Here is a 23194-nt window from a genome sequence, read left to right as displayed (position 1 = left end):
GAAGAAACATGACCCAGCCCAATCTGAAGTTTTCGCTCGGCGAATATGCCGCGCGGCTGGAAAAAACACGGCGTGCCATGGAAGCGAAGGGTGTGGACCTGCTTGTTGTCAGCGATCCCTCGAACATGGCCTGGTTGACCGGCTATGACGGTTGGTCCTTCTACGTGCACCAGGCGGTGATCGTGCCGCCGCAGGGTGAGCCGATCTGGTTCGGCCGCGGCCAGGACGCCAATGGTGCCAAGCTCACCGCCTATCTCACGCACGACAATATCGTCGGCTATCCCGATCACTACGTGCAATCCACCGAGCGTCATCCAATGGATTACCTCTCCGGCATCCTGACGGAGCGCGGCTTTGCCAAGCTGACGATCGGCGTCGAGATGGACAATTACTGGTTTTCGGCCGCCGCCTTCGCCGCGCTGCAGAGGCATCTGCCGAATGCGCGCTTCGTCGACGCGACCGCGCTGGTCAACTGGCAGCGCGCGGTCAAGAGCGAGACCGAAATCAAGTACATGCGCAATGCGGCCCGGATCGTGGAAGCCATGCACGCCCGCATCTTCGACAAGATCGAAGTCGGCATGCGCAAGTGCGATCTGGTGGCGGAAATCTATGATGCCGGCACGCGCGGCGTCGACGGCATCGGCGGCGACTATCCGGCCATCGTGCCGCTGCTCCCGTCCGGCGTCGAAGCATCCGCACCGCATCTGACCTGGGATGATCGGCCGTTGAAGAAGGGGGAGGGCACCTTCTTCGAGATTGCCGGCTGCTACAACCGCTATCATCTGCCGCTGTCGCGCACTGTCTTCCTCGGCAAGCCGACGCAGGCCTTTCTCGACGCCGAAAAAGCGACCCTGGAAGGCATGGAAGCCGGTCTTGCGGTCGCCAGACCCGGCAATCGCTGCGAGGATATCGCCAATGCCTTCTTCACGGTGCTGAAGAAATACGGGATCGTCAAGGACAACCGCACGGGTTACCCGATCGGGCTTTCCTATCCGCCGGACTGGGGCGAGCGCACCATGAGCCTGCGGCCGGGCGACCGGACGGAGTTGAAGCCCGGCATGACCTTCCATTTCATGACCGGCCTCTGGCTCGAGGACATGGGTTTCGAGACGACGGAGAGCATCCTCATCACCGAGAGCGGTGTCGAATGCCTCGCCAGCGTTCCGCGCAAGCTGATGGTCAAGGATTGAGGCTGTCATGACAGAGACTGGCTTGCGGCCGTCGCCGATCAGCGCGACGGTGGATTTCGCCGCCGAGGGCGTCCAGCACGGTTTCCTGAGGCTGCCCTACAGTCGCGACGATTCCGCTTGGGGCTCGGTGATGGTTCCGATAACGGTCATCAGGAACGGCAAGGGACCGACGGCGCTCCTGACCGGCGGCAATCACGGCGACGAGTACGAGGGGCCGATCGCGCTCTTCGATCTCGCCCGTTCGCTGCAGGCAGAGGAGGTGAGCGGCGCTGTCATCATCGTGCCGGCAATGAATTACCCGGCATTCCTTGCGGGAACCCGGACCTCGCCGATCGACAGAGGCAACATGAACCGCAGCTTCCCGGGTCGTCCGGACGGTACGGTGACCGAAAAGATCGCCGATTATTTCCAGCGTGTGCTTCTGCCGATGGCGGATCTCGTGCTCGACTTCCACTCCGGCGGCAAGACGCTCGATTTTCTCCCGTTCTGCGCAGCGCACATCCTGCCGAACAAACAACAGGAGGCGCAGGCTTTCGATTTCGTGACAGCCTTTGCCGCACCCTATTCGATGAAGATGCTGGAGATCGATGCGGTCGGCATGTACGACACGGCGGCCGAGGAGATGGGCAAGATCTTCATCACGACCGAACTCGGCGGTGGAGGTACTGCCACGGCCAGAACAGCGGCGATCGCAAAACGCGGCACGATCAACGTGCTGCGGCATGCCGGTATCGTCGCCGGTGCCGTCGATACCGGGCCAACGACCTGGCTTGATATGCCGGACGGCCGCTGTTTCTCCTTCGCGGAACAGGGCGGGTTGATCGAACCCGCCATCGACCTCGGCGAAGCGGTCGCCAAGGATGCTGTCATCGCCCGCATCTATCCGACCGGGAGGACGGGTGAGGCGCCGCGCGAGATCCGTGCCGCCATGGACGGCATTCTCTGTGCGCGGCATTTCCCGGGGCTGGTCAAATCAGGCGACTGCGTTGGGGTCGTGGCGATTGTGACGAACTGAAATGACGGCGGGCGTGTGAGATGAATGTCACCCCTCGATCTGTGTCAAGCCGCCTTGCGCGCTCTTGACCCGGCAGCTGCCGCATTGGTTTGGAAGCGACCGACAATTCCTTCCAGCGTCTGCGTCTGGCTGCCGAGCGCGCGGCAGGCTGAGACCGTTTCCGCGGCCATGGCGGCGTTGTGCTGCGTGACCTCATCGAGCGCGTTGACGGAGGCGTTGATTTCCCCGATCGCCACCGCCTGCTCGGAGGAAACCGAAATGATGCGGGCGATCAGGCCGGCGACCTGCTCGACCTGACCTTCGATTTCCGTAAGCGCCCTGCCGGTGCGGTTGACAAGCTCCACGCCGGTGGAAACCTGAGACGATGACGTGGAAATCAGAGATCTGATCTCCTTGGCGGCGTTGGCTGATCGAAGAGCGAGCTCGCGCACTTCCTGCGCCACAACGGCGAAGCCTTTGCCGGCCTCGCCGGCGCGGGCGGCTTCGACGCCGGCGTTGAGCGCCAGAAGATTGGTCTGGAAGGCGATCTCGTCGATGACGTTGACGATCTCGCCGATCTGGGCGGACGAACCTTCGATCTTCTGCATGGCGGCGATCGCATCGCGAACGATGGCCGCCGAATGTTCGGCGCTGCTGCGCGTCTCGGCCATCATGCCGGTCGCCTTGCCGGCATGGTTCGAAGCATCCTTGGCCTTGGCGTTCATTTCGCCGAGCGCACTCGTAGCCTCTTCAAGCATCGCTGCCTGCTGTTCGGTGCGTAATGCAAGGCTGTCGGCGGCATCCGTGATGCCGGCGGAGGAGCTGCCGACCTGCCTGGAGGTCTGGGCGACCTCCGCAATTGAGGCGGAAAGCGCGTTCATGCTGTCGTTGAACTTGGCGCGCAAGCTCTCATAGGCGGCGGCAAAGGATGTCGTGATACGGCAATCAAGATTGCCGTGCGACAGCTGGTCCAGGCCATATGTCAACTCGTTGATAACTGTTTCGCGTGTCCGCTCCTCGGCCGCCTTCTCGGCCATTTGGCTGCGCTCGCGTTCGAATTCGGCATCGCGAAGGGCCGCTTCGCGCTTTTGCGCGTCCTGGCGTTCCAGCGCATTGCGACGGAAGACCGCGACTGCCTTGGACATGGCGCCGATCTCGTCTGAACGGTTCGCATAGGGAACTTCGGTTGAAAAATCGCCCTCGGCAAGGTTGCGCATATAGGCCTTCATGCCGTCGAGCGGCACGATTGCCCGGCGGCGCAGGAGATAGAGCCCCGCCAGCAGCAGAGTGAAGGAGCCGAAGCCGGCAGCGCCCGCACAGATCGTCCAGGTCACGATTTCCGAAGCTGCGTTCTTTTCCTCGCCCTTCAGGAAAGCGTCGGAATTGGCGACGAGCTTCTCTACAGCATCCTGGTGCGCATGGAAGGCGACGCGCAATTGCTCGATCGCGCCGTGGGCCCTGTCTTCATCCTTTGCTTTCAGGGCCGGGATGATCTCGCGGTTCATCACGTCCCAGAATGCATCGCCCTTCGTCAGCACATCGTTTTCAAGCTCGTCCTTCAAAGCCTGCGGCAGCCTGGTGGTTTTCCAATAGGCGCGACGGCCGTCGTAAGCGGCTTTCAGATTGGCGATCTTCGCCAGATTGGTTTCGGTGAGTTCGGGGAATTTGCTCGCCTCGAAGGAGAGCATATAGGACTCGACCACGAAGAGCGGCGGCGGCAATATATCGGCGATGAGATCCTTGCCGTAGACCACCTGCTCGTAAACCGGGCCGTTGACTTTCAGCCTTTCAAGCGCCGATTGCTGCAATCCAATCGACATGAAAAGACCGGCTGAAACGGCGATGCCAAACGCCACCAGGCTGCGCGCAATGGTAAATGCCAAGACTCTCTCCAAATAACTTTGGGCTTCTCTTCTTCGAGATGCCTGATTTACACATGCCATTATTTCTCAAGAACGCTGAGATATGGTTAATTCTTTAGAATGTGGGAGGCTCCAAAAGATCTTCCCAGACTGCCCAAAATTGGGGTGATCCGCGAAACCCTTCTAGGTATCAAGCCATCAATTGCCATCTTGATGGCGCATCTGGAGCGCGCTATATCTGTCGTAAAGGAAATTAACATGGCCGAACCCCAGCTTTCCGTACGAAGTGCAAGGGCGCGTGACCTTGCTCATCGACTCGCCCGCCGCGAAAACCGCTCGATAGCCGATATCGTCGAGCGGGCGCTGGAATCCTATGAAATACGCGAGGCCGGCCGTGAGCCGGCATCGTCCTTCTACAACAGGCTCTCGCAGCAAAGTGGGACGGATATTGACCTCGAGGCCGTCCTGAAAGAAGACCGGCAGGCGCATAAAGGCATCGAGCTTTGATTTTTCTCGATACCAACGTCGTCTCGGAGACGTTGAGAAAATCGCCTGATGAAGCGGTAATCGCATGGCTGGTTCGTCATGATGCTGAACTGGCACTGCCCACGGTGACGATTGCCGAGATCGCTTTCGGTATCCAGAAGATCCGGCCGGACCAACGAGCCGAGCGCCTCGAACAGGGACTTTCCGACTGGCGGCGCCGCTTCGCGGACCGGATTTTTGGCCTGACCGAAGAAGCCGCTCTTGCCTATGGCGAGATCATGGGGACCGCAGCTCATCAGGGGCGCGGCATGTCAGCGCCGGATGGCATGATCGCAGCTATTGCGAGGGTTAATGGCGGTCGGCTCGCGACGCGAAACCTGAGCGATTTCGTGACCACGAACCTTGAATTGATTTCCCCGTGGGAGTTTTGATCTGAGAAGCACCGCAGCCACGAACCTGAAGCCAAGCCGACCAGTTTTGTAATTTGCCAAGAGACGGCGCGATCGTCGCAATACTTACATTGACAACGGCGCCACTCAAGCCAATCGCATCAGCATGTCGTTGAGGTTGCCGATCTCTCGCAGCAGTTCGATCAGCCTGTCCGTGTCGTCTTGGCTGAGCCGGCCGCTTCCGCCGCTTTTATCCCAGAGATGCTGGAATTGCTGGCTCATCTCACGCGCGCTATGCATGATTTCGATGATTTGCGCGCGGTTTTCCCAGGTCCTGCCGGCGTCAGGCCGCGGACTGTGTGGACAATGAACCGGTGCCTGAGGTGTCGAGCAGATCGAAGAGCTGGCTCGCCTGGCTTTCGGTGACATCGTCAGGCTTGCCGGCCATGAATTCGTCGAGGCTCACCACCCCATCTCCATTCGTATCGAGATCGGAAAGCAGGGAGGCGAACTGGTCTTCGTCCTCGGACGGCGGCGGCCCCTGGGGACGCTCCGACTGCTGGGCGGACATGGCTTGGGTTGCCGCGTCGACCGACAGCGAACCGGCGCCCTCGCTGTCGAAGCTGTCGAACAGCGTTCCTGTCTGATTTTCGCTGACATCGGACGGACGGCCTGCGACGAATTCGGCCTTGCTGACGAGTCCGTCGCCATCGGTATCGAGATCGGCGAGCATGGACGCCAGCTGATCATCGTCGCCTAGCGGCGGCGGGGGCGCGCCATCGGGACGTTCCGACCGCTGGGCGGACATCGCCTCGGCGAGTGCATCGACCGACAGCGAGCCTGCGCCTTCGCTGTCGAAGCTGTCGAACAGCGTTCCTGCCTGATCCTCGCTGACATCGGACGGCTGGGCCGCGACGAACTCGGCCTTGCTCACATAGCCGTCGGTATCCAGATCGGCAACGTCCATGCCTGCGCCGCCGTCGGCTTCGCCGGTGGAGCCGGACTGGTCGAAACGGTTCATTGCCAGCGTCACCAAGCTCGGCCATCAGTTTGTCGGCGCTGCTGGACGAGTCTTCGTCGAGCTGCCTGCTTGTGGTTGATTTTTTCGCCGAAACCGTACTACAGAATAGGATGTCCTGGGATGTGGATGTCGAGCTCTTGCTATAGGAATGGGAAGAGACTGACGTGGCGGCAGAAATGGTCGTCATAGGCGCTCCATCGCTTGAGGGTGGGGATGCAACGCATTACAGAACTTATGGGTTCTCTAAATCGAATTTACTAATGCCACAACCGAAAAAATCATCCCTCAGAAATAACAGGCTGCTTCTCGCGATCGTTGGCATGCGCGTCGGCAAAGCGGTCTGATCGTCATGGATATCGTCGACGACCCCGCAGATGAGCCGCGCAAAAGAGGCAGGCCTAAAGTCTCCAGCGATGAAGACAAGCGGACGCATATCGTCGAGGTCGCCCGCCGCGTTTTCGTAAAATACGGTTATGCCGGAAGCACGACCGCGATCGTCGCCTCGGAGGCGGGTGTCTCCAAGCAGACGCTCTACAAGCTGTTTCAGAGCAAGGAAGAGCTGTTTGCCGCCGTGGTCGGCGCGCATCGGCGCCTGATGCTCGACCTGCCGAGGCCTGCCGAAGATATCTCGATCGCCGAGAGTCTCGAGCGTATCTTCATGATCGACATGGACGAGGATACGGATGCGGAACGCGCCGGCTTCCTACAGCTTGTCTTTCGCGAAGCGGCTCAGTTCCCCGAGCTTATCGACATTCTCCAGCGCGAAGGCATACTCGCCAGCCGGCAGCATCTCGCCGACTGGCTGAGCGATCGCCGGTCGGAAGGTAGGCTGTCGCTGGATGATCCGGAGAGCGGCGCCCGCATGCTGATGGATATGATCTTTGGCGGCATGGGCCCTCCGGAAGGCCGCGTGCAAGCCTGGCCGGACCGGACCCTGATGCTGGCCCATCTTCACCGCTGCATCGCGATCTTCGCCGCCGGTGTCGGGGCCGCTTGAACTGGTGGTGGAGATCCCTCGATTTCAAGCTTCCAATTCCCGATTGGATGATTTATAGAACTATAGAGTTCCATTAAGTCGATTCGGCCACATGCAGGTGGCTGTGCTTCGCCATGACCGGCGACGATATTCCCGTAAAGACGAAAAGTTCCACCGTGGCTGCCGGCAGGCTTTCACGCGCGTTGACGCGCCTATGAAGAGGACGGACGTTGGTTTCCACCTATGTAAGCTATCTCGCGGTCGCGCGAAATCTGAACGCCAGTCTCTCCAGCGTTGCGTCTCAGGCCACGGTTGCTCGCGACAGCGCCTATTACAAGGAAAACATCGGCAAGGTCACGACCGTCGATGAATTCATGAGCGATTACAAGCTCTATTCCTATGCGATGAAGGCCTACGGCCTCGAAGACATGACCTACGCCAAGGCCTTCATGAAGAAGGTGCTGGAGAGCGACCTCAGCGATTCATCGAGCTTCGCTAACAGCTTGAGCGACGGCCGCTATGCCGAGTTCGCCGCCGCCTTCAAATTCTCCGGCGAGACGAAGACGGCGCAATCGGATGCGCAGCGGGACAATCTGCTTGATGCTTACGAAGACTCATTCGACACCGAGGCCGAGAACATCGAGGACGAGACCGATTATTTCGAGGAGAATATCTCGTCGATCACATCCGTCGGCGAGTTGCTGTCGAGCTCGCGGCTGAAGAACTATGTGCTGACGGCTTTCGGTCTCAGCACCGAATACACATCGACCAGCTTTCTCAAGGATGTTCTGACGAGCGATCTCGACGATGCCGACAGCTTCGTCAATCAGCTCGACGATGATGTCTATGTCAGCCTGGCAAAGGCCTTCAATTTCAGCCAGGACGGCTCGGTCGACGGCGAGGTGATGTCGGAAGACCAGCTATCGCTGGTGACAAGCGCTTATGCCGTGGCGATCATCGACGATCGCTTCTACGGAGACCGGGGAGGCTTATGATACTTATTTCGCTGCTCAGATCGGAAACATCACCTCTGTCGATCAATTAATGAGCGACGACAAGCTGGTGTCCTATCTCAGAACAGCCTACGGTCTTTCCGACACCGAAACTGACAATTTCATCTCCGCGGCCCTGAAAAGCGCCGACACCGCCGACGCGATCGGCTTGTCCGACCTGCACGACGCCTTCAATTTCGATGAGGACGGCGCGCTTGCCGACGGCGACACGGCCCAGACGTCGGAACAGACGGCCGCGACCACGGCGGCCTTCGATGAAAACTACCAGGTGCTGATCGCCAATACCGACACGGAAGATGCGGTTGACAACTATACGACACGCATTGCCAGCGTCACCTCGATCGACGATTTCCTGGTGTCGAACGGCGATGATGACGATGACGACAACGACGATCTCCCTGAATTATGGGAGATGGCGCTGCGGGCATTTGGCATAGACTCCGGCGAGGTCTCGAAAAGCGAAGTCCGGAAGATCCTCGAAAGTGATCCCAGCGATCCGAAGAGCTATGTCAACAGCTTGAAGGACGATCGGTTCGAGGCGTTTCGCAATGCCTTCAACTTCGACAGCGAAGGCGATGTGACCGTCCCGCTGGAGGCGATGTCGGAATCGGTCGTCGATGACTATGCCGCCTATTACAAGCAGAACAAGATCCGATATTTCGAAGGTGACGAGCTGACCGAGGCGACCGACGCCGCGGATGAGGAGATCACCTATTTCCGTGACCAGATGGCGACGATCACCTCTGCCAGCGAGTTTCTCGCTGACGACCGGCTGGTTGCCTTTGCGCTTCAGGCGAAGGGCTTGGATCCGGAGGACGTCACGTCGGACGACCTGGAGAAGATGTTTTCGTCCGATCTCGACGACGAAGACAGCTACGTCAACAAGCTCGAAGACAACCGCTTCGCCGAACTGGTCGGCTCGTTCAATTTTGACCAGGACGGCAATATCTCGGCTGATCCTACCGGGACGGTGCAGCAGCGCGGCGACGTCTTGGAAACGGTCGACGCCTATGTCAGGCTGACGCTCGAGGATGATCAGGGCGACAGCAACACCGGCGTGCGCCTTGCACTCTATTTCGAACGCAAGGCACCGGAGATCTCGAGTGCCTATGACATTCTGGGCGACAGCGCGCTGTTCGAATTTTTCACCACGAGCTTTAACCTGTCCCGCTATGTCTCGAATATGGACGTCGACAAGCAGGCCGAGATGATCGAGAATTTCATCGACATCAAGGACCTCGCCGATCCGGACAAGGTCGACGATCTGATCAAGCGCTTTACCGCCATGTACGATATGGCGAACGGCACCGGCACCACGTCGACGGCGCTTTCCATCCTGACCGGCTCGGCGACGATCAGCGCCGATACGCTGCTTGCGATGGCACAGTTGAAAGGCGGCTGAGAAAGTCGCTTATCCGGCGGGTAACGCCCCTTCAAAAAGAGACCGTGTGGTAAACCCCATCAAGGGCCTGTGAATATTCGCGCTGCACGCCGGCCTGGCGGCGATGAACGCCTATTGCGTGGCTGAAAGGCTTCCCCTTCCTATGTCGCGGCCCGAAGCTATCGGGCCGCCGCAAGCGCAACCGAAAACCAACCGCAAAATGTTGCGCTGCCGAAAAAACCGCCAAGCACTCTGCTGCGCGTTTTTTCGGCATGCCCCATTGACAATTCACCGCCGATGGCACTTGATATTGAAATCCAATAAAATAGACACATGTCCAGTATATTGGATCATCGAAACATCTACAAGGGGAACGCCATGATCATTTCCTTTCGCGCCGGCCTGATGTCGCTGGCCGTCGCCGCCCTGGTGTCGACGCCTGTGCTTGCCGAGGGCAGCAAGCTCGACGAGGTGCTGGCCCGCGGCCATCTCGTGCTCGGCACGGGCAGCACCAATGCGCCCTGGCACTTCAAGAGCGCGGACGACAAGCTTCAGGGCTTCGATGTCGACATGGGCCACATCGTCGCCAAGGCCCTGTTCGGCGATCCGGATAAGATCGAATTTGTCAACCAGTCGTCGGACGCCCGCATTCCGAACATCACCACCGATAAGGTCGACATCACCTGCCAGTTCATGACCGTTACGGGCGAACGCGCCCAGCAGGTCGCCTTCACCATTCCCTATTATCGTGAGGGCGTCGGCCTGATGCTCAAGGCGGATGGAAAATACGCTGATTATGCCGCTCTGAAGGCTGCCGGCTCCTCGGTCACCATCTCGGTTCTCCAGAACGTATACGCCGAAGCTATGGTGCACGCCGCATTGCCGGAGGCGACCGTCGACCAGTATGAATCCGTCGACCTGATCTATCAGGCGCTGGAGTCGGGGCGTGCCGATGCCGCCGCCACGGACCAGTCGTCGCTCGCCTGGTACATGACGCAGAACCAGGGCCGCTACAAGGATGCCGGCTACGGCTGGAACCCACAGACCTATGCCTGCGCCGTCAAGCGCGGTGATCAGGATTGGCTGAACTTCGTCAACACCGCTCTTCACGAAGCGATGACCGGTGTCGAGTTCGACTTCTATGCCAAATCCTTCAAGACCTGGTTCGGTAAGGATCTGGCGCCGCCGCAGATCGGTTTCCCCGTCGAATTCAAGTGACCGCGGTGCGGGGCGGGAGCTTGCTCCCGCTCCGCTGGAACAGGATGATCTCGGTCTAGGTCTGGCTAAGATCTCAGTCCGCTTCTGGATCGAATGATTGGAGATGACGTCGTCCGGCCCGCTCACAGGCTCGGCGGCATGCTCTGGTCTGAAAGGACCCGCATGGGTTACACACTGAACTTCGCTGCCGTCTGGCGCAATTTCGACTTTCTCTTAAGCGGACTTGCCCTCAGCCTCGGCCTTGCCGCGATCTCGATCCTGATCGGGGCCGCAATCGGTCTTGTGATGGCTTTCGCGCTGACGTCGAGGAGCCGCTTCGCGCTCGTGCCGGCGCGCGGCTATGTCACCGTCATTCGCAACCTGCCGATTCTCGTTCTGGTGCTTTTCGCCTTTTTCGCGCTGCCGCAGATGGGCTTGCGCCTCGACAAGATGAAAAGCTTCGTGCTGGTTCTTTCGCTCTATTCCGGGGCCTATCTGGCCGAGGTGTTCCGTGCCGGACTGCTGTCGATCCCGAGAGGGTTGACGGAAGCCGGCCTTGCCATCGGCCTGACGGCAATGCAGATCCGCAGCTCGATCATCGCACCGCTGATGCTGCGCAACGTTCTGCCGTCGCTATCCTCGACGATCATCTCGCTCTTCAAGGACACCTCGCTTGCCGCTGCCATCGCTGTGCCCGAGCTGACTTTTGCCGCCCGCAAGATCAATGTCGAGAGTTTCCGCGTCATCGAAACATGGATGGTTACATCAGCCCTCTATGTCGCCACCTGTTTCCTCATCGCCGCCTTGATGCGCCTCGTCGAGCGCCGTCTGGCCCTGCCGAGATAGTCCCGATGTCTCACACCTTTCTCGAACAACTCTGGATCGCCCGCTACGTCATCATGAACGGCATTGCCATGACGGTGTCGATCTCGCTGCTGGCCATTCTCGCGGGCTCCGTGCTCGGTGTTTTTGTCGGTCTGGCGCTGGTTTACGGCGGCATCGTCTTACGTCTCCTCGTGCGTGCCTATACGGATATCATCCGCGGCACACCGGTGCTCGTGCTCGTACTGGCAAGCTATTATGTCTCCGCCGCGGTCGGTCTCGATCTCGGACCGTTCTCCGCCGGCGTCCTCGCCCTTGCCGTCTTCTGCTCTTCCCATGTCGGCGAAATCGTGCGCGGAGCGCTTCAGGCGATCCCGAAGGGCCAGACCGAAGCGGCCAAGGCGATCGGTCTGACCTTTACCCAGACTTTCACCTCGGTGCTGTGGCCGCAGGCCATGCGCCAGTGTCTGCCGGCCTGGGTGAATACGGCGGCCGAGATGGTGAAGGCCTCGACGCTGCTCTCCGTCATCGGCGTCGCCGAGCTTCTCCTGCGCACGCAGGAGATCATCTCCCGCAATTTCATGAGCCTCCAGTTCTATTTTCTGGCCGGCGGTCTCTATTTCATCGTCAACTACGGCATCGAGCACTTCGGCAAATATGTCGAGCGCAAGACCGCCCTGCCGTCCTGAGGAGACTTTCCGATGGCCAAGACCATTCTCGACATCAAGGGTCTGCGCAAGACTTACGGTATCCACGAAGTTCTCAAGGGGGTCGATTGCGCCGTTCAGGAAGGCGAGGTCATCTCCATCATCGGCTCCTCAGGCTCCGGCAAGACCACCTTGCTGCGCTGCGTCAACATGCTCGAGGAATTCCAGGGCGGCACGATCCGCCTCGACGGCGAGGAGATCGGCTATCACGTCGACGGCGCGACGCGCCGGCGCAAGAGCGAGAAGGAGATTGCCCGTCAGCGCGCCCTGACCGGCATGGCTTTTCAGCAGTTCAATCTCTTCCCGCATATGAGTGCTGCCGAAAACGTCATGCTCGGCCTCGTCAAGGTGAAGAAGATGACGAAACCGGAAGCCCGCATCATTGCCGAAAAATGGCTCGACCGGGTCGGCCTCGCCGCCCGCGCCAACCATTATCCCGGTCAGCTCTCCGGCGGCCAGCAGCAGCGTGTTGCGATTGCCCGCGCCATCGCCATGTCGCCGCGGCTGATGCTGTTCGACGAAGTGACCTCCGCGCTCGATCCGGAATTGGTGGGCGAAGTCCTGCAGGTGATCAAGGGGCTTGCTGCCGATGGCATGACCATGCTGCTCGTCACCCATGAAATGCGTTTCGCCTACGAGGTTTCGTCGCGCGTAATCTTCATGAACCAGGGCGTCATCTGCGAGGAGGGCGATCCGAAGGAAATGTTCGTGCGCCCGAAAACCGAACGGTTGGCGGAATTTCTCAAAACCTCGAGCTTCCACTAAAACCGGCGACGGCGATGGGTTTGCCCCGTCACGCGGGATAGGGTTGTCTTCGACGCCGCAGGTGTTGGCGCGCACGATCGATTGACGACGACTGGCAAAGCGTTGCCCCGGTCCCGATCCGCAGGGTCGGGGGCAAGTCGGTCGGGCCTATGAACTTGCCCCGGCATCGGTGACAGGCCGATGCGGGGGAGGGGCAGCCCCGCATAAATTACAGTCAGTCTGCATGCCTGGCGGGCAAATTTTGCTCGGAGCATCCCAGGCATCTTGGAAATCCTCGGCGCAAAATTTTGGCACGAGCTTTGCTTCCTGTCTTGTATGCAAGATAGCCACGCATCCGAGACCACGCAGAAATCCATTGAGGCAACGATCGTCTCCGGGATCCTTTCTGCCAAGATTCGGCCGGGCACGCGTCTTGGCGAAAATCAGCTGGCGGCGCTCTTCGGCGTGTCCCGAACCCGCGTCCGTGAAGCCATGATGCGTCTGGAGACACGCGGCATCGTGCATGTCAGCCCCCGGCGCGGCTGGTTCGTCGTCGAGCCCTCCGCTGAGGATGCGATCGCCGTCTATGATGCAAGGCGTGTCGTCGAGGCCGGATTGCTGCGCAGCATGGGCGTGCTGACGGAGGAGGGACGCAAGGCTCTCGACGCCCATCTGAACGCGGAGCGGAACGCGATGGCGGCGGGCGACCGCCAGCGCCTGACCTATTTGATGGGCGATTTCCATATCCGCATTGCGGAATTGAGCGGCAACACGATCATCGTCGACATCCTGCGCGACCTGACCGCAAGGACGATCCTCATTTCGATGCTCTATCAATCCGAATTTCATGCGGCGCAGTCCCATGAGGGGCACTGCCGTATTTTCGAGGCCATGCAGGCAGGGGATTTCGTCAGAGCCGCGGAGCTCTCCGTCGAACATCTTGATGAAGTGGAGATGGGCCTCGACCTCACGGCGCGTCCGGATCCGCTTTCGGATCTGCGCAATTCCCTGTCGCTTCCGCCTAAGGCCGCGTTCTCCATCTCCCAGCCGTCAGACCCAAAAATCACACCATCAAAGGAGCAATGAACACATGCTGACCAGACGGATCTTCTTCGCAATCGCGGCTCTCGCCGCGACCTTCAGCTTCAACTCGCCGTCTCACGCCGATGCTCTTGCCGACATTACGGCGCGCGGTACGTTGCGTGTCGCAGTCCCGCAGGATTTCCCGCCTTTCGGCAGTGTCGGCATCGATATGGCGCCGGTGGGCTACGATATCGACATGGCCAATCTCATTGCCCAAAAGCTTGGCGTCAAAGCCGAACTTGTGCCGGTCACGAGCGCCAACCGCGTCCCCTATCTGCAGACGAACAAGGTCGATCTCGTCATATCGAGCCTCGGCAAGAATGCGGAGCGCGAAAAGGTGATCGATTTCTCGGTCGCCTACGCGCCCTTCTTCAACGGCGTGTTCGGTCCGGCCGATCTTTCGGTCGCCAAGGCGGAAGATCTCGCGGGCAAGAGCATCGGCGTCACACGCGGCGCCGTGGAGGATCTCGAACTGACGAAGATCGCGCCGGCCGATGCGACGATCAAGCGTTACGAGGACAATAACGGCACCATCTCGGCGTTCCTCTCCGGCCAGGTCGACATCATTGCTACCGGCAACGTTGTGGCGGCTGCGATCCTCGCCAAAAACCCTCCCAAGCGCCCTGAGCTGAAGTTTCTGATCAAGAACTCGCCCTGCTACATCGGCCTCAACAAGGAACAATCCGCGCTTCTGGAGAAGGTGAACGGCATTGTCGCCGCCGCCAAAGCCGATGGCAGCTTGAATGCGATATCGCAGAAGTGGCTCGGTGCCGATCTGCCGTCCGATCTTTAAGGAAACCAGGGTCTCGCGCATGTCTCCTGCGGCCGCGGGATGACATGCGCTCCGTCACCGCGAGAGGGGACATTCCTTGAGCTACCATTTCGAATTCGGCTGGCTGCTTCAGTATTATCCCGAGATCATCAAGGGTGTGCTGATCACCCTGGAGCTTATCGCGATCGGTGGTGTGCTCGGCATTTCGCTCGGCATCGTCTGCGCTTGGGTGCGGGCGCTTGGCCCGGTCTGGCTGAAGCCGGTCGCTGCGGCCTATGTGGAACTGATCCGCAACACCCCGTTCCTGATCCAGCTTTTCTTCATCTTCTTCGGTCTGCCGTCGCTCGGCCTCCACCTTTCCGAATTGACAGCCGCCAATCTTGCGATGGTCGTCAACCTTGGCGCCTATAGCTGCGAGATTATCCGCGCCGGCATCCAGGCGACGCCGAAAGGCCAGTTCGAGGCAGGCGAGAGCCTCGCCATGACGCGCTTCGAGACTTTCCGCCATGTCGTTCTCGTGCCGTCGCTGCAGCGCATCTGGCCAGCGCTGTCGTCGCAAGTGGTCATCGTCATGCTCGGCTCGGCGGTCGTATCGCAGATCGCCGCCGAGGATCTGACCTTCGCCGCGAATTTCATACAATCGCGAACCTTTCGAGCCTTCGAGGCCTACATCGTCTCGACATCAATCTATCTCGCGCTGGCGATCCAGCTCCGGCAGGTGCTGGGCCTGATCGGCTGGTTCATTTTCCCGAGGAGAGCAGCACGATGATCACGTTCACGCTCTGGGACATTCTGCGCAACCTGCTGCTTGCCACCCGCTGGACGATCCTCCTTTCGCTCGTCTCGTTCGTCGGCGGCAGCCTGGTCGGCCTGGGCCTGCTGTTCCTGCGCATCAGCAGGCGCAAGGCCGGCCGGGCGTTTGCGAAATATTATATCGAGCTCTTCCAGGGTACGCCGCTGCTGATGCAGCTCTTCATCGCCTTTTTCGGTCTCGGCCTCTTCGGAATAGACGTGCCGGCCTGGCTTGCGGCGGGATTGGCGCTGATCCTATGGAGCGCCGCCTTTCTCACCGAGATCTGGCGGGGCTGCGTCGAAGCGGTTGCGAAGGGGCAATGGGAAGCCTCCGCCAGCCTCGGCATGGGCCGTCTGCAGCAGATGCGCTACGTCATTCTTCCACAGGCGCTGAGGATCGCCATACCGCCGACCGTCGGTTTCTCCGTTCAGATCATCAAGGGCACGGCGCTGACCTCGATCATCGGCTTCGTCGAATTGTCGAAGGCCGGCACCGTGGTCACCAACGCCACCTTCCAGCCCTTCACCGTCTATGGGCTCGTGGCGCTCATCTATTTCGCCCTTTGCTGGCCCTTGTCGAAAAGCAGCCAGATCCTGGAGAGAAAACTCAATGTCGCTCATCGAAATCACTGACGTCCGCAAGAGCTACGGATCCAACGAGGTGCTGAAAGGCATCAATCTGAATGTCGAGCCTGGCGAGGTCATTGCCATTATCGGCAAGAGCGGCTCGGGCAAATCGACCCTGCTTCGCTGCATCAATGGCCTGGAGACCATCACCGACGGTTCCATCTCCGTGGCCGGCGCACAGCTTCTCGATGACGAAGTTCATCTGAAGGCGCTGCGTCTGAAGGTCGGCATGATCTTTCAGCAATTCAATCTTTTCCCGCATCTGACTGCCGGCGGCAACGTCATGCTGTCGCAGACGGTGGTCAAAAAGACACCCAAGGCCGAAGCGGAAGCGACCGCCCGCAGGATGCTGGAGCGGGTAGGTCTGGGCCACAGGTTCGATGCCTATCCGGACGAGCTCTCGGGCGGACAACAGCAGCGCGTCGCCATCGCCCGCGCGCTCGCCATGCAGCCGACCGCCCTTCTTTGCGACGAGATCACATCGGCGCTCGATCCGGAACTGGTCGCCGAAGTTCTGGCCGTCGTGCGCGAACTTGCCGCCGAGGGAATGACGCTGCTGATGGTCACGCACGAGATGCGGTTCGCCCGCGACGTCTGCAGCCGCGTCGTCTTCATGCATCAGGGCCGTGTCCATGAAGCCGGTCGGCCGGAGGATGTCTTCGCCGATCCGCAAACTGCCGAGCTCAGGCACTTTCTCGGTGTCAGCTAGTCAGTGGCTCAGCATCTCCTCGGCGATCTGTTTCCCATTCAGGCTCGATGGGTAATAGGTCGGCCAGTTGGTGACCTCGTTCAGTAGTGCGGCACGGTCGTTGCCCCAATAGAGATGGTAGTGATCCGCCTTCTCAGGGGCGACGAGGTGGTCGCTGAACTGAATGAACTGCGGTGCGGCGTCGTCGCCGGCGCTTTTCCTGAAGATGAAACGAACCCCTCGATTACCCTTCTTATAGGTGAGGATTTCGCGGCCATCCGTCTCGTAGTCTCCGCTGACGGAGTCCTTGCCACGGAAAAAGGTAACCTTCTTTCCGTTGATGACGATCCGGTCGACGTCGGTCTTGTATCCCGTGTCGTAGTAGGCACGATATTCTCCGGCGCTCTTATCGCCATGTCTCGCCTTGTCGGCCATCACCGGATCCAAGGTTCCGTCGACAAGAAAGGGGTAGACGGACTGCCAGTCGCCCTCCCAGTCCGACAGTTCACGCGCCTTTACCTGATCGTCGTCGAAATACCCATCATACACCGACCCCTGTTTATCGTGGGAATGGCTGTGGCTGTGATTGTTTCCCGAAGATGTCTCAGCGCCTGCCATTCCTGCAAAAGTCAATGTGGCGGATACAGCCAGTGCGTAGCTGAGTGTTGTGATCGCCTTGTTCATTCGCTGAAACCCTTCTGACTGGCCGGCACGGCTTGTGCCCGTCCAGTGATGTAATAACATAACAGTGGCCAATTAGCGTGCTTTGACGGCAAGCGCAAGGCGGAAATCGCCGATGCGCATCGCCTCGATGACCATTCAAATGCATGACATTCAAGTGAATTCGGGAGGCGCCCGTCGCTGCAAGAGCTCCGGTTCAACCCGCATCGATGCCGAAACCCGGGATCGTGCTGGTGTCATGGGCGCGGTCGGCGAGCGCGGGCTTGGCCGGCTGCAACGTCAGAGTTCGGCGTGCGGCCGCTCTGTCTTCGATCTCTCCGACAGGGCGGCCGCTCCGGGTATTCTCAGTCCTTGTTGCCAGCGGGCGGCGGGAGCAGGACGGGCTCGGCCGAATGCTTTGGTGCCATCAACTGTGCAAGGATGTCGTCCGCCGATTCACGGGAACCGCCAATGCCGGCCTCGCGCAGCTGACGGTCGAGATCGCTGCCGTTTTCCAGCGCGGCCAGTTCCGCGCCGGCCTCGATGCGCCCGGCCGTCATTTCCTGGCGCTTCTTGATGCGTTCGAGACTTTGGACGGCGCTGCCGAGACGGGTATTGATGCCCGACTGGTTATGGGCAATCGCCGACTGAGCGCGCAGCAGCGACTCGTTGGCTTTGACATTCTCCACCTCGCGTTTCATCTGAGCGATCCGCGATTCGGTTTCCTGGATCGTGCGCAGCATCTGCTGCTGGCGGGGCAGCAGCCGGTCGAGCTCTTCCTGGTCTCGCTGCGTTTCGGCGCGAATGTTGGCAATGCGCTGAGCGAGACCCTGCGCCAGATCCGTGCGGCCCGCTGAGATCGCCGCGCGGGCGCTGTCGGTGTCCTTGGCTTCCTTCGCGCGGTTTTCTTCAAGCCGGCGCATGACGCTCTTGTTCGACGCCATGATACCGGCCAGATCGGATCGCGCCCGGCGCAGCGACTGTTCGGCATCGCGGATTTCCTGGTCGAGAATGCGCATCGACTGGCTGTCGGCGGCCGCTTCCGCTGCCTCGTTAATGCCGCCGCGAATGGCGGTGAAAATCTTTCCCCAGGTGCTCACGCTGCAATCTCCCCGCTTTTCCATTCTTCAATCATGTGTGCGGCGTCGACCGCATTGGCAGCCAGAATGGCGACTTCCTCGACCACGGTTTCGGCCGACGAACGTGCCGACAGCGAGCCGAACAATTCGTACCATTCCTCACCGTCAATCGTGGTGATGCCGAAGCTCGACAGCGGCACGAACTTGTGCGTCTTGAGAACCATCCGTTCGAAGGCCTCCCGCTTGGGCACGTCCTTGCATGGCACCAGGACAACGCTGACAAGAATATCGCGCTCTCCGCTCACCGCGACGAAGACGTCGAGATCGCCTCTTTCCTTGAGAGTTACGCAGATAACGTCCCCATGTTCCGGCACGGCTACATCCACATCGCCCAGCGCTTCCGGGTCGGCTGCGAACAGGCGCGTTAAAGTGGTAAGGCTCCAGGTCTCCAAAAAGTCCTCCATCGGTTAGAGCGTCGCAAATATCTGGGTAATCGGTTTACAACTTAAAGGTCTAGCGCGCGAAATAAATTTCGGTAGGGTAGGGGTCAGCAACGGGGGCGAATCGCTTGCCATTTATCGCTTCATTACTGCGGCGTGTATATCTGTCGCTCGGCGAATTGGCGTGGTCAGCCCTTCTTGTTATCCTCGTTGTGCATCTGGTTACTTCCTATTTGCTCTTTATGCTGGCCGGGGAAGGCGATCTCGTCGGCAACCCGGTCGACTTTCTTTACTATTACATGATTACGGCAACGACTGTCGGTTATGGCGATCTTTCCCCAAAATCGGGCCTCGGCCGGATCATTACCGTCCTGGTCGTTCTGCCCGGTGGCATCGCCATCTTTACCGCTGTTCTTGGCAAGTTGTTGACAGCGATCGGTACGATTTGGAGAAATCGCATGCGCGGATTGGGTGATTACAGCGAACGCACCGGTCATATCGTCGTTTTGGGATGGCAAGAGGGGCAGACATACCAGACGTTACGGCTGCTGCACTCCGAACGGCATGCCAACGAACCGATGACGGTTCTGGTCGCCAAGGATCTGCCGGAAAATCCCGCCAGCAATTATGCCGACTACGTCCGCACGGAACGGCTTGCCGATGCCGACGCTTTGTTGCGGGCCGGAGTGGCCCAGGCGCGGGCAGTCATCGCCCGCGGCGCAAATGACGATGAAACGCTGGCCGCGGTGCTGATCGCCGAGGATCATGCGCCCAATGCCCATATCGTCGCCTATTTCGCCGACGACCGCACAGCACAGATGGTCAAGCAGCGTCGGCCGCGTGTCGAGGCGGTGGGTTCCCTCGCCGAGGAGCTTCTGTCGCGTTCCGCACGTGATCCGGGTTCTTCGGAAATCGCCGCACGGCTGTTGTCGGCTGCCTCCACCGACACGGCCTTTTCCCTGGCGGTGCCGGCCTTGCACGCACCGCTCTCCTATGGCGACATGTTTTTAAGCCTCAAGCGTCGGCACCATGTGACGCTCGTCGGCATGCTGAGCCACGGCGTAACGGACCTTAATTGCCGGGACGAGACGCTGATGCGGGGCGGCGAGACGCTTTACTACATCAGCGAAATTCGGCTAGATCCCGCTGCCATAGCCTGGGCTCGAATGGGAGACGTGACATGATCGGCTGGTTCGGCGGAAACAAGAGCGAGGGGGCCTTACCCGAAGAACTCGGCCCCTTGAGTGCGGCCATCGGCGGGGCGCTCGAGATCGATTTCCTCTCGCTCGAAGCCGATGCTTTGGGCGGCGAGCCTGCCATGCCGCTGCCGCGAAGCGGGCCGTTCATCATTGCCGGCTACGGTGAGGTCTCGCTCGACGCCGCGACGGTTCTGTCGCGCTACTACGATGAAGAAAACCGGATGATTCAGGTGATGTCGGCGTCGGGTAAGCCGGGTGAGGCGATCGACGACATCAGCTTTTATCAGCCTTGGGACAGCGTCGTGCCCGTCGGCCAGAGCGAATGGAACCGCTGGACCGGGCCGGGCGGCCTGATCGGCCAGCCATCCTATGATGCTGACGGGATCCTCTATAACCGGTTCTGGGGCGACGGTCCGGAACGGGCGCAATTGGTGGAATTTGTTGAAAAGGTCAGCGATGGTGAAACGCAGCGCTCCATCCATCAGACCTGCATGCTGTATTACCGCCCGCTTGGCTCGACGCGCGAAATGCTACTGATCAATGTCGAGCGCGACCTCGATTTTGGGCAGAGCCAGGCGGGCAGCTCGGTGGAATTTCTGATCGGTTATGGATTGGCTCCGGCCGACGTTCGTCGCGTCTGAGGGACCTATCAATTTCAACGGAGGACTTTTTCGATGCTCGACTACGTGGCGGGCCTGCCTGCTTTCCTTGGTTATTTCGCCATCGGGCTCGCCGCCTACGGCGTTTTCGCGGTGATCTACACCTGGTTGACGCCGCAACAGGAGGTCCAACTGATCCGGGCGGGCAATCTTGCTGCCGTCACCGCGTTCTTAGGCGCGCTTGTCGGTTTCAGCTTGCCTCTGGCTTCCGCCGCAGCCAATTCCGTCAGCGTCATCGATTACATCATATGGGCGGTGATAGGCACTCTGGCGCAGATCCTTGCTTTCTACATCGCGAACTTCACCATGAAGGACCTGCATGAAAAAATCACTGCCGGTGATATCGCGGCGGGCCTGTGGGGCGGCGGAATAGCGCTCGTCATCGGTCTGCTCAACGCTGCCTGCATGACCTATTGAGGGAGGGAAAAATGCGCAGACGTATGAGCGGGCACAGGCGACCTTTGCTGGCCCTTGGCACCATCGCCGCCTCGACACTGGCGCTGTCCGGGTGCGGCGAGGAGGCCCCTTCGGATATAATGTTCACGTCCGTCGACCAATGCGTGGCTGCGGGCATGGACCGGCAGGTCTGCCAAGCCAGCTATCAGGATGCGATGCGCGCCCATCTCGCCACCGCGCCGCGTTTCAACGGCATGGCCGCCTGCGAGGCCGAATACGGCAAGGGCCAGTGCACCGAACAGCCGGCCAATACCGTCACCAACAACAATACCGGCGGAGGCGGCAGCTTCTTCGTGCCGTTCCTGGCGGGCTACATGCTGTCTTCGGCACTCAACAATATCGGCGACTATTACGACTATCGCCGGCGCCAGGAGGCGAATGGCTCCTATTATGGCTCGACGCCGATTTATCGCAACCGCTCGGGGCAGACGGTCACAACCACCGTTCGCTCGGGTGGCGACAGCGTGACTGTGCCCGCGCGCCAGAGTGTCAAGCCGGTCAACGTCAATACCCGCACCGTTGCCCGGCAAGGCTTCGGCGGCCGTTCGTCCTTTAGTTTCGGCGGATGACATGAAACGCATCACCCTCCCGCCGCGTCCTGACTGGCGTGACAAGGCGCAGGCCGTCGGCTTCGGATTTCACGTCATGTATGGCGAGCCCTACTGGCTCGACGATGCCGCCTATACGTTCACGCTCGAGGAGATCGAGAAGCAGATCGAACAGCCGAGCCAGGAACTGCACGATATGTGCATGGATCTGGTCGGCGAGATCGTCAGCAGCGAAGAGGCGCTCGACAGGCTGGCCATTCCGGCGGACCTGCGTGATGTTGTGCAGCGGTCCTGGCAGCGCCGCGACCGGCACCTCTACGGCCGTTTCGATCTTGCTTATGATGGCAATGGCCCGGCCAAGCTACTCGAATACAACGCCGATACCCCGACCTCGGTGTTCGAGACGGCCTATTTCCAGTTCAACTGGCTGACCGATCAGATCGCTTTGGGTGTTCTGCCCAAAGATGCGGACCAGTATAATTTCCTGCAGGAAAGTCTTGTCGAGGCGTTCGATCAATTTCCCAAGGAGCCCATCTTCCATTTCGCCGCGATAACCGACAATGAGGAGGATCGCGGCACGACGGTCTACCTCATGGATTGTGCGGTGCAGGCCGGCCATCGCGTCGAGCTTCTGGACATTCGGGAGATCGGCATCGATGCGCAGGGCCGCTACACCGACCTCAAGGATCGGGTGATCGACCGCTGCTTCAAACTCTACCCATGGGAATTCATGCTGCGCGAGCCTTTCGCGCGCGAACTTGCCCGCTCGGGCGATGTTTTCGTCGAGCCCGCCTGGAAGGCCGTGCTCTCCAACAAGGGGCTTCTGCCGCTGCTCTGGCAGCGCCACCCCAATCACCCCAACCTGCTGCCGAGTTATTTCACCGACGACCCGGCGGCTTCGACCTTGACCGACTACGTGCGCAAACCACTCTTGTCGCGAGAAGGCGAGAACGTCACAATTTTTCGAGATGGGCGGGAAGCGTTTTCCGCACCGGGCGATTACGGCGAGGAAGGTTTCGTTATCCAGGCCTATGCCCCGCTTTTCGAAAGCGATAACGGCTTTGCTGTGCTCGGCAGCTGGGTTGCCGGTGATCGCGCCTGCGGTCTTGCCGTTCGCGAAGACCGCGCGCGTATAACGGCCAATCTATCACGTTTCGTGCCACACGTCATAATGGAATGATTCGCTACAATTCCCGTGTGACTTCTAATGTAAATGCAACAAGGGCTTAAAGGCTACTACAGGGCAGGGAGATCAGCCCCCGATCCGACCGGCTGGGCCGGGTTGCAGGGAGGAGCGGGGGCGGGTAGGACGCACCCCTTCGGCTTTAGCTTTGAGACTATGTCCCTCACCATTCATTCCGCAGCCTCCATCCGCGCCAGCGCCTTCTGTCGTTTGGCAATCACCTCCG

At 60.0% G+C, this 23194-nt stretch carries 24 protein-coding genes and 2 pseudogenes; 20 read left to right on the top strand and 6 right to left on the bottom strand.

Annotated elements, in window-relative coordinates:
- Positions 1 to 8 precede the first annotated feature (8 nt).
- Positions 9 to 1190: an ectoine hydrolase DoeA gene (doeA, locus tag HJB91_RS29140; RefSeq protein WP_210631919.1), complete on the top strand. Its 1182-nt coding sequence runs from the start codon at positions 9 to 11 to the stop codon at positions 1188 to 1190.
- A gap of 7 nt (positions 1191 to 1197) precedes the next feature.
- On the top strand, positions 1198 to 2205 hold the full coding sequence (gene doeB, locus HJB91_RS29135) for a N(2)-acetyl-L-2,4-diaminobutanoate deacetylase DoeB (RefSeq protein ID WP_210631920.1): 1008 nt from the start codon (positions 1198 to 1200) through the stop codon (positions 2203 to 2205).
- A gap of 44 nt (positions 2206 to 2249) precedes the next feature.
- On the opposite strand, the gene HJB91_RS29130 is transcribed toward doeB, so the two are convergent.
- Entirely contained in the window at positions 2250 to 4067 is a 1818-nt protein-coding gene (locus HJB91_RS29130) for a methyl-accepting chemotaxis protein (RefSeq protein ID WP_221156728.1), read from the bottom strand.
- A gap of 237 nt (positions 4068 to 4304) precedes the next feature.
- Here HJB91_RS29130 and HJB91_RS29125 point away from each other — a divergent pair, with 237 nt between their 5' ends.
- Both HJB91_RS29125 and HJB91_RS29120 read left to right on the top strand, forming a co-directional pair.
- Complete coding sequence (locus HJB91_RS29125) at positions 4305 to 4553, top strand: type II toxin-antitoxin system VapB family antitoxin (protein ID WP_210631922.1); 249 nt, start codon at positions 4305 to 4307, stop codon at positions 4551 to 4553.
- On the top strand, positions 4550 to 4963 hold the full coding sequence (locus HJB91_RS29120) for a type II toxin-antitoxin system VapC family toxin (RefSeq protein ID WP_210631923.1): 414 nt from the start codon (positions 4550 to 4552) through the stop codon (positions 4961 to 4963). The genes HJB91_RS29125 and HJB91_RS29120 overlap by 4 nt, the downstream gene beginning before the upstream one ends.
- 105 nt (positions 4964 to 5068) lie before the next feature.
- On the opposite strand, the gene HJB91_RS29115 is transcribed toward HJB91_RS29120, so the two are convergent.
- Both HJB91_RS29115 and HJB91_RS29110 read right to left on the bottom strand, forming a co-directional pair.
- Positions 5069 to 5317, bottom strand: coding sequence for a hypothetical protein (locus tag HJB91_RS29115; RefSeq protein WP_405047693.1), 249 nt, complete (start codon positions 5315 to 5317; stop codon positions 5069 to 5071).
- Positions 5265 to 6129: pseudogene (locus tag HJB91_RS29110) on the bottom strand (EF-hand domain-containing protein). The gene HJB91_RS29115 and the pseudogene HJB91_RS29110 overlap by 53 nt, the downstream one beginning before the upstream one ends.
- A gap of 162 nt (positions 6130 to 6291) precedes the next feature.
- Here HJB91_RS29110 and HJB91_RS29105 point away from each other — a divergent pair.
- The 11 genes and pseudogenes from HJB91_RS29105 (at position 6292) to HJB91_RS29055 (ending at position 16765) form a co-directional block, all read left to right on the top strand.
- On the top strand, positions 6292 to 6939 hold the full coding sequence (locus HJB91_RS29105; RefSeq protein ID WP_210631925.1) for a TetR/AcrR family transcriptional regulator: 648 nt from the start codon (positions 6292 to 6294) through the stop codon (positions 6937 to 6939).
- 209 nt (positions 6940 to 7148) lie between these two features.
- Positions 7149 to 9333: pseudogene (locus tag HJB91_RS29100) on the top strand (DUF1217 domain-containing protein).
- A gap of 357 nt (positions 9334 to 9690) precedes the next feature.
- Entirely contained in the window at positions 9691 to 10530 is an 840-nt protein-coding gene (locus tag HJB91_RS29095; RefSeq protein WP_210631927.1) for a transporter substrate-binding domain-containing protein, read from the top strand.
- Between the two features lie 162 nt (positions 10531 to 10692).
- Positions 10693 to 11355 (top strand): amino acid ABC transporter permease, encoded by a 663-nt coding sequence (locus HJB91_RS29090; RefSeq protein ID WP_221124574.1) that lies wholly within the window; start codon positions 10693 to 10695, stop codon positions 11353 to 11355.
- Between the two features lie 5 nt (positions 11356 to 11360).
- A complete protein-coding gene (locus tag HJB91_RS29085) occupies positions 11361 to 12020 on the top strand; it encodes an amino acid ABC transporter permease (protein ID WP_085781604.1) in 660 nt (219 codons plus the stop codon).
- A gap of 12 nt (positions 12021 to 12032) precedes the next feature.
- A complete protein-coding gene (locus tag HJB91_RS29080) occupies positions 12033 to 12803 on the top strand; it encodes an amino acid ABC transporter ATP-binding protein (RefSeq protein WP_221156726.1) in 771 nt (256 codons plus the stop codon).
- 315 nt (positions 12804 to 13118) lie between these two features.
- Entirely contained in the window at positions 13119 to 13868 is a 750-nt protein-coding gene (locus tag HJB91_RS29075) for a GntR family transcriptional regulator (protein ID WP_210631930.1), read from the top strand.
- A 4-nt stretch (positions 13869 to 13872) separates the two neighbouring features.
- Positions 13873 to 14658 (top strand): transporter substrate-binding domain-containing protein, encoded by a 786-nt coding sequence (locus HJB91_RS29070; protein ID WP_221156723.1) that lies wholly within the window; start codon positions 13873 to 13875, stop codon positions 14656 to 14658.
- A 76-nt stretch (positions 14659 to 14734) separates the two neighbouring features.
- A complete protein-coding gene (locus tag HJB91_RS29065; RefSeq protein ID WP_221156721.1) occupies positions 14735 to 15406 on the top strand; it encodes an amino acid ABC transporter permease in 672 nt (223 codons plus the stop codon).
- On the top strand, positions 15403 to 16062 hold the full coding sequence (locus tag HJB91_RS29060; RefSeq protein ID WP_184456575.1) for an amino acid ABC transporter permease: 660 nt from the start codon (positions 15403 to 15405) through the stop codon (positions 16060 to 16062). The genes HJB91_RS29065 and HJB91_RS29060 overlap by 4 nt, the downstream gene beginning before the upstream one ends.
- Positions 16040 to 16765 carry an amino acid ABC transporter ATP-binding protein gene (locus tag HJB91_RS29055; RefSeq protein WP_210631934.1) on the top strand — a complete coding sequence of 242 codons (726 nt, stop codon included), beginning with the start codon at positions 16040 to 16042 and terminating at the stop codon, positions 16763 to 16765. Before HJB91_RS29060 ends, HJB91_RS29055 begins: the two co-directional genes overlap by 23 nt.
- Here HJB91_RS29055 and HJB91_RS29050 read toward each other — a convergent pair whose 3' ends face one another.
- The 3 genes from HJB91_RS29050 to HJB91_RS29040 form a co-directional block, all read right to left on the bottom strand.
- Complete coding sequence (locus HJB91_RS29050; RefSeq protein ID WP_221156719.1) at positions 16766 to 17428, bottom strand: metal-binding protein ZinT; 663 nt, start codon at positions 17426 to 17428, stop codon at positions 16766 to 16768.
- Positions 17429 to 17769: 341 nt separating this feature from the next.
- Positions 17770 to 18504, bottom strand: a complete 735-nt coding sequence (locus HJB91_RS29045) for a PspA/IM30 family protein (protein WP_210631935.1) — start codon at positions 18502 to 18504, stop codon at positions 17770 to 17772.
- Complete coding sequence (locus HJB91_RS29040; protein WP_210631936.1) at positions 18501 to 18947, bottom strand: YjfI family protein; 447 nt, start codon at positions 18945 to 18947, stop codon at positions 18501 to 18503. The genes HJB91_RS29045 and HJB91_RS29040 overlap by 4 nt, the downstream gene beginning before the upstream one ends.
- Before the next feature lie 104 nt (positions 18948 to 19051).
- Between HJB91_RS29040 and HJB91_RS29035 the strand changes: the two genes are divergently transcribed.
- The 5 genes from HJB91_RS29035 to HJB91_RS29015 are packed head-to-tail and all read left to right on the top strand — an operon-like array spanning position 19052 to position 22965.
- Positions 19052 to 20107 carry an ion channel gene (locus HJB91_RS29035; RefSeq protein WP_210631937.1) on the top strand — a complete coding sequence of 352 codons (1056 nt, stop codon included), beginning with the start codon at positions 19052 to 19054 and terminating at the stop codon, positions 20105 to 20107.
- Positions 20104 to 20763, top strand: a complete 660-nt coding sequence (locus tag HJB91_RS29030; protein WP_210631938.1) for a YjfK family protein — start codon at positions 20104 to 20106, stop codon at positions 20761 to 20763. Before HJB91_RS29035 ends, HJB91_RS29030 begins: the two co-directional genes overlap by 4 nt.
- Before the next feature lie 33 nt (positions 20764 to 20796).
- On the top strand, positions 20797 to 21198 hold the full coding sequence (locus HJB91_RS29025) for a DUF350 domain-containing protein (protein WP_210631939.1): 402 nt from the start codon (positions 20797 to 20799) through the stop codon (positions 21196 to 21198).
- Positions 21199 to 21209: 11 nt separating this feature from the next.
- Positions 21210 to 21806, top strand: coding sequence for a DUF1190 domain-containing protein (locus HJB91_RS29020; protein WP_210631940.1), 597 nt, complete (start codon positions 21210 to 21212; stop codon positions 21804 to 21806).
- Position 21807: 1 nt separating this feature from the next.
- Positions 21808 to 22965 (top strand): glutathionylspermidine synthase family protein, encoded by a 1158-nt coding sequence (locus HJB91_RS29015; RefSeq protein ID WP_210631941.1) that lies wholly within the window; start codon positions 21808 to 21810, stop codon positions 22963 to 22965.
- Positions 22966 to 23194 lie beyond the last annotated feature (229 nt).

The sequence above is a fragment of the Rhizobium sp. NLR10b genome, from assembly GCF_019685435.1.
Taxonomy (GTDB): domain Bacteria; phylum Pseudomonadota; class Alphaproteobacteria; order Rhizobiales; family Rhizobiaceae; genus Rhizobium.
Note: the sequence above shows the minus strand (reverse complement) of the source record. Positions and strands in the feature narration are given on the sequence as shown.

Coding starts and splice junctions, on each gene's coding strand:
- HJB91_RS29030 (WP_210631938.1), top strand. CDS start 20,104: ATGATCGGCTGGTTCGGCGGAAACAAGAGCGAGGGGGCCTTACCCGAA.
- doeA (WP_210631919.1), top strand. CDS start 9: ATGACCCAGCCCAATCTGAAGTTTTCGCTCGGCGAATATGCCGCGCGG.
- HJB91_RS29085 (WP_085781604.1), top strand. CDS start 11,361: ATGTCTCACACCTTTCTCGAACAACTCTGGATCGCCCGCTACGTCATC.
- HJB91_RS29050 (WP_221156719.1), bottom strand. CDS start 17,428: ATGAACAAGGCGATCACAACACTCAGCTACGCACTGGCTGTATCCGCC.
- HJB91_RS29055 (WP_210631934.1), top strand. CDS start 16,040: ATGTCGCTCATCGAAATCACTGACGTCCGCAAGAGCTACGGATCCAAC.
- HJB91_RS29095 (WP_210631927.1), top strand. CDS start 9,691: ATGATCATTTCCTTTCGCGCCGGCCTGATGTCGCTGGCCGTCGCCGCC.
- HJB91_RS29025 (WP_210631939.1), top strand. CDS start 20,797: ATGCTCGACTACGTGGCGGGCCTGCCTGCTTTCCTTGGTTATTTCGCC.
- HJB91_RS29060 (WP_184456575.1), top strand. CDS start 15,403: ATGATCACGTTCACGCTCTGGGACATTCTGCGCAACCTGCTGCTTGCC.
- doeB (WP_210631920.1), top strand. CDS start 1,198: ATGACAGAGACTGGCTTGCGGCCGTCGCCGATCAGCGCGACGGTGGAT.
- HJB91_RS29040 (WP_210631936.1), bottom strand. CDS start 18,947: ATGGAGGACTTTTTGGAGACCTGGAGCCTTACCACTTTAACGCGCCTG.
- HJB91_RS29070 (WP_221156723.1), top strand. CDS start 13,873: ATGCTGACCAGACGGATCTTCTTCGCAATCGCGGCTCTCGCCGCGACC.
- HJB91_RS29080 (WP_221156726.1), top strand. CDS start 12,033: ATGGCCAAGACCATTCTCGACATCAAGGGTCTGCGCAAGACTTACGGT.
- HJB91_RS29090 (WP_221124574.1), top strand. CDS start 10,693: ATGGGTTACACACTGAACTTCGCTGCCGTCTGGCGCAATTTCGACTTT.
- HJB91_RS29125 (WP_210631922.1), top strand. CDS start 4,305: ATGGCCGAACCCCAGCTTTCCGTACGAAGTGCAAGGGCGCGTGACCTT.
- HJB91_RS29105 (WP_210631925.1), top strand. CDS start 6,292: ATGGATATCGTCGACGACCCCGCAGATGAGCCGCGCAAAAGAGGCAGG.
- HJB91_RS29020 (WP_210631940.1), top strand. CDS start 21,210: ATGCGCAGACGTATGAGCGGGCACAGGCGACCTTTGCTGGCCCTTGGC.
- HJB91_RS29015 (WP_210631941.1), top strand. CDS start 21,808: ATGAAACGCATCACCCTCCCGCCGCGTCCTGACTGGCGTGACAAGGCG.
- HJB91_RS29075 (WP_210631930.1), top strand. CDS start 13,119: ATGCAAGATAGCCACGCATCCGAGACCACGCAGAAATCCATTGAGGCA.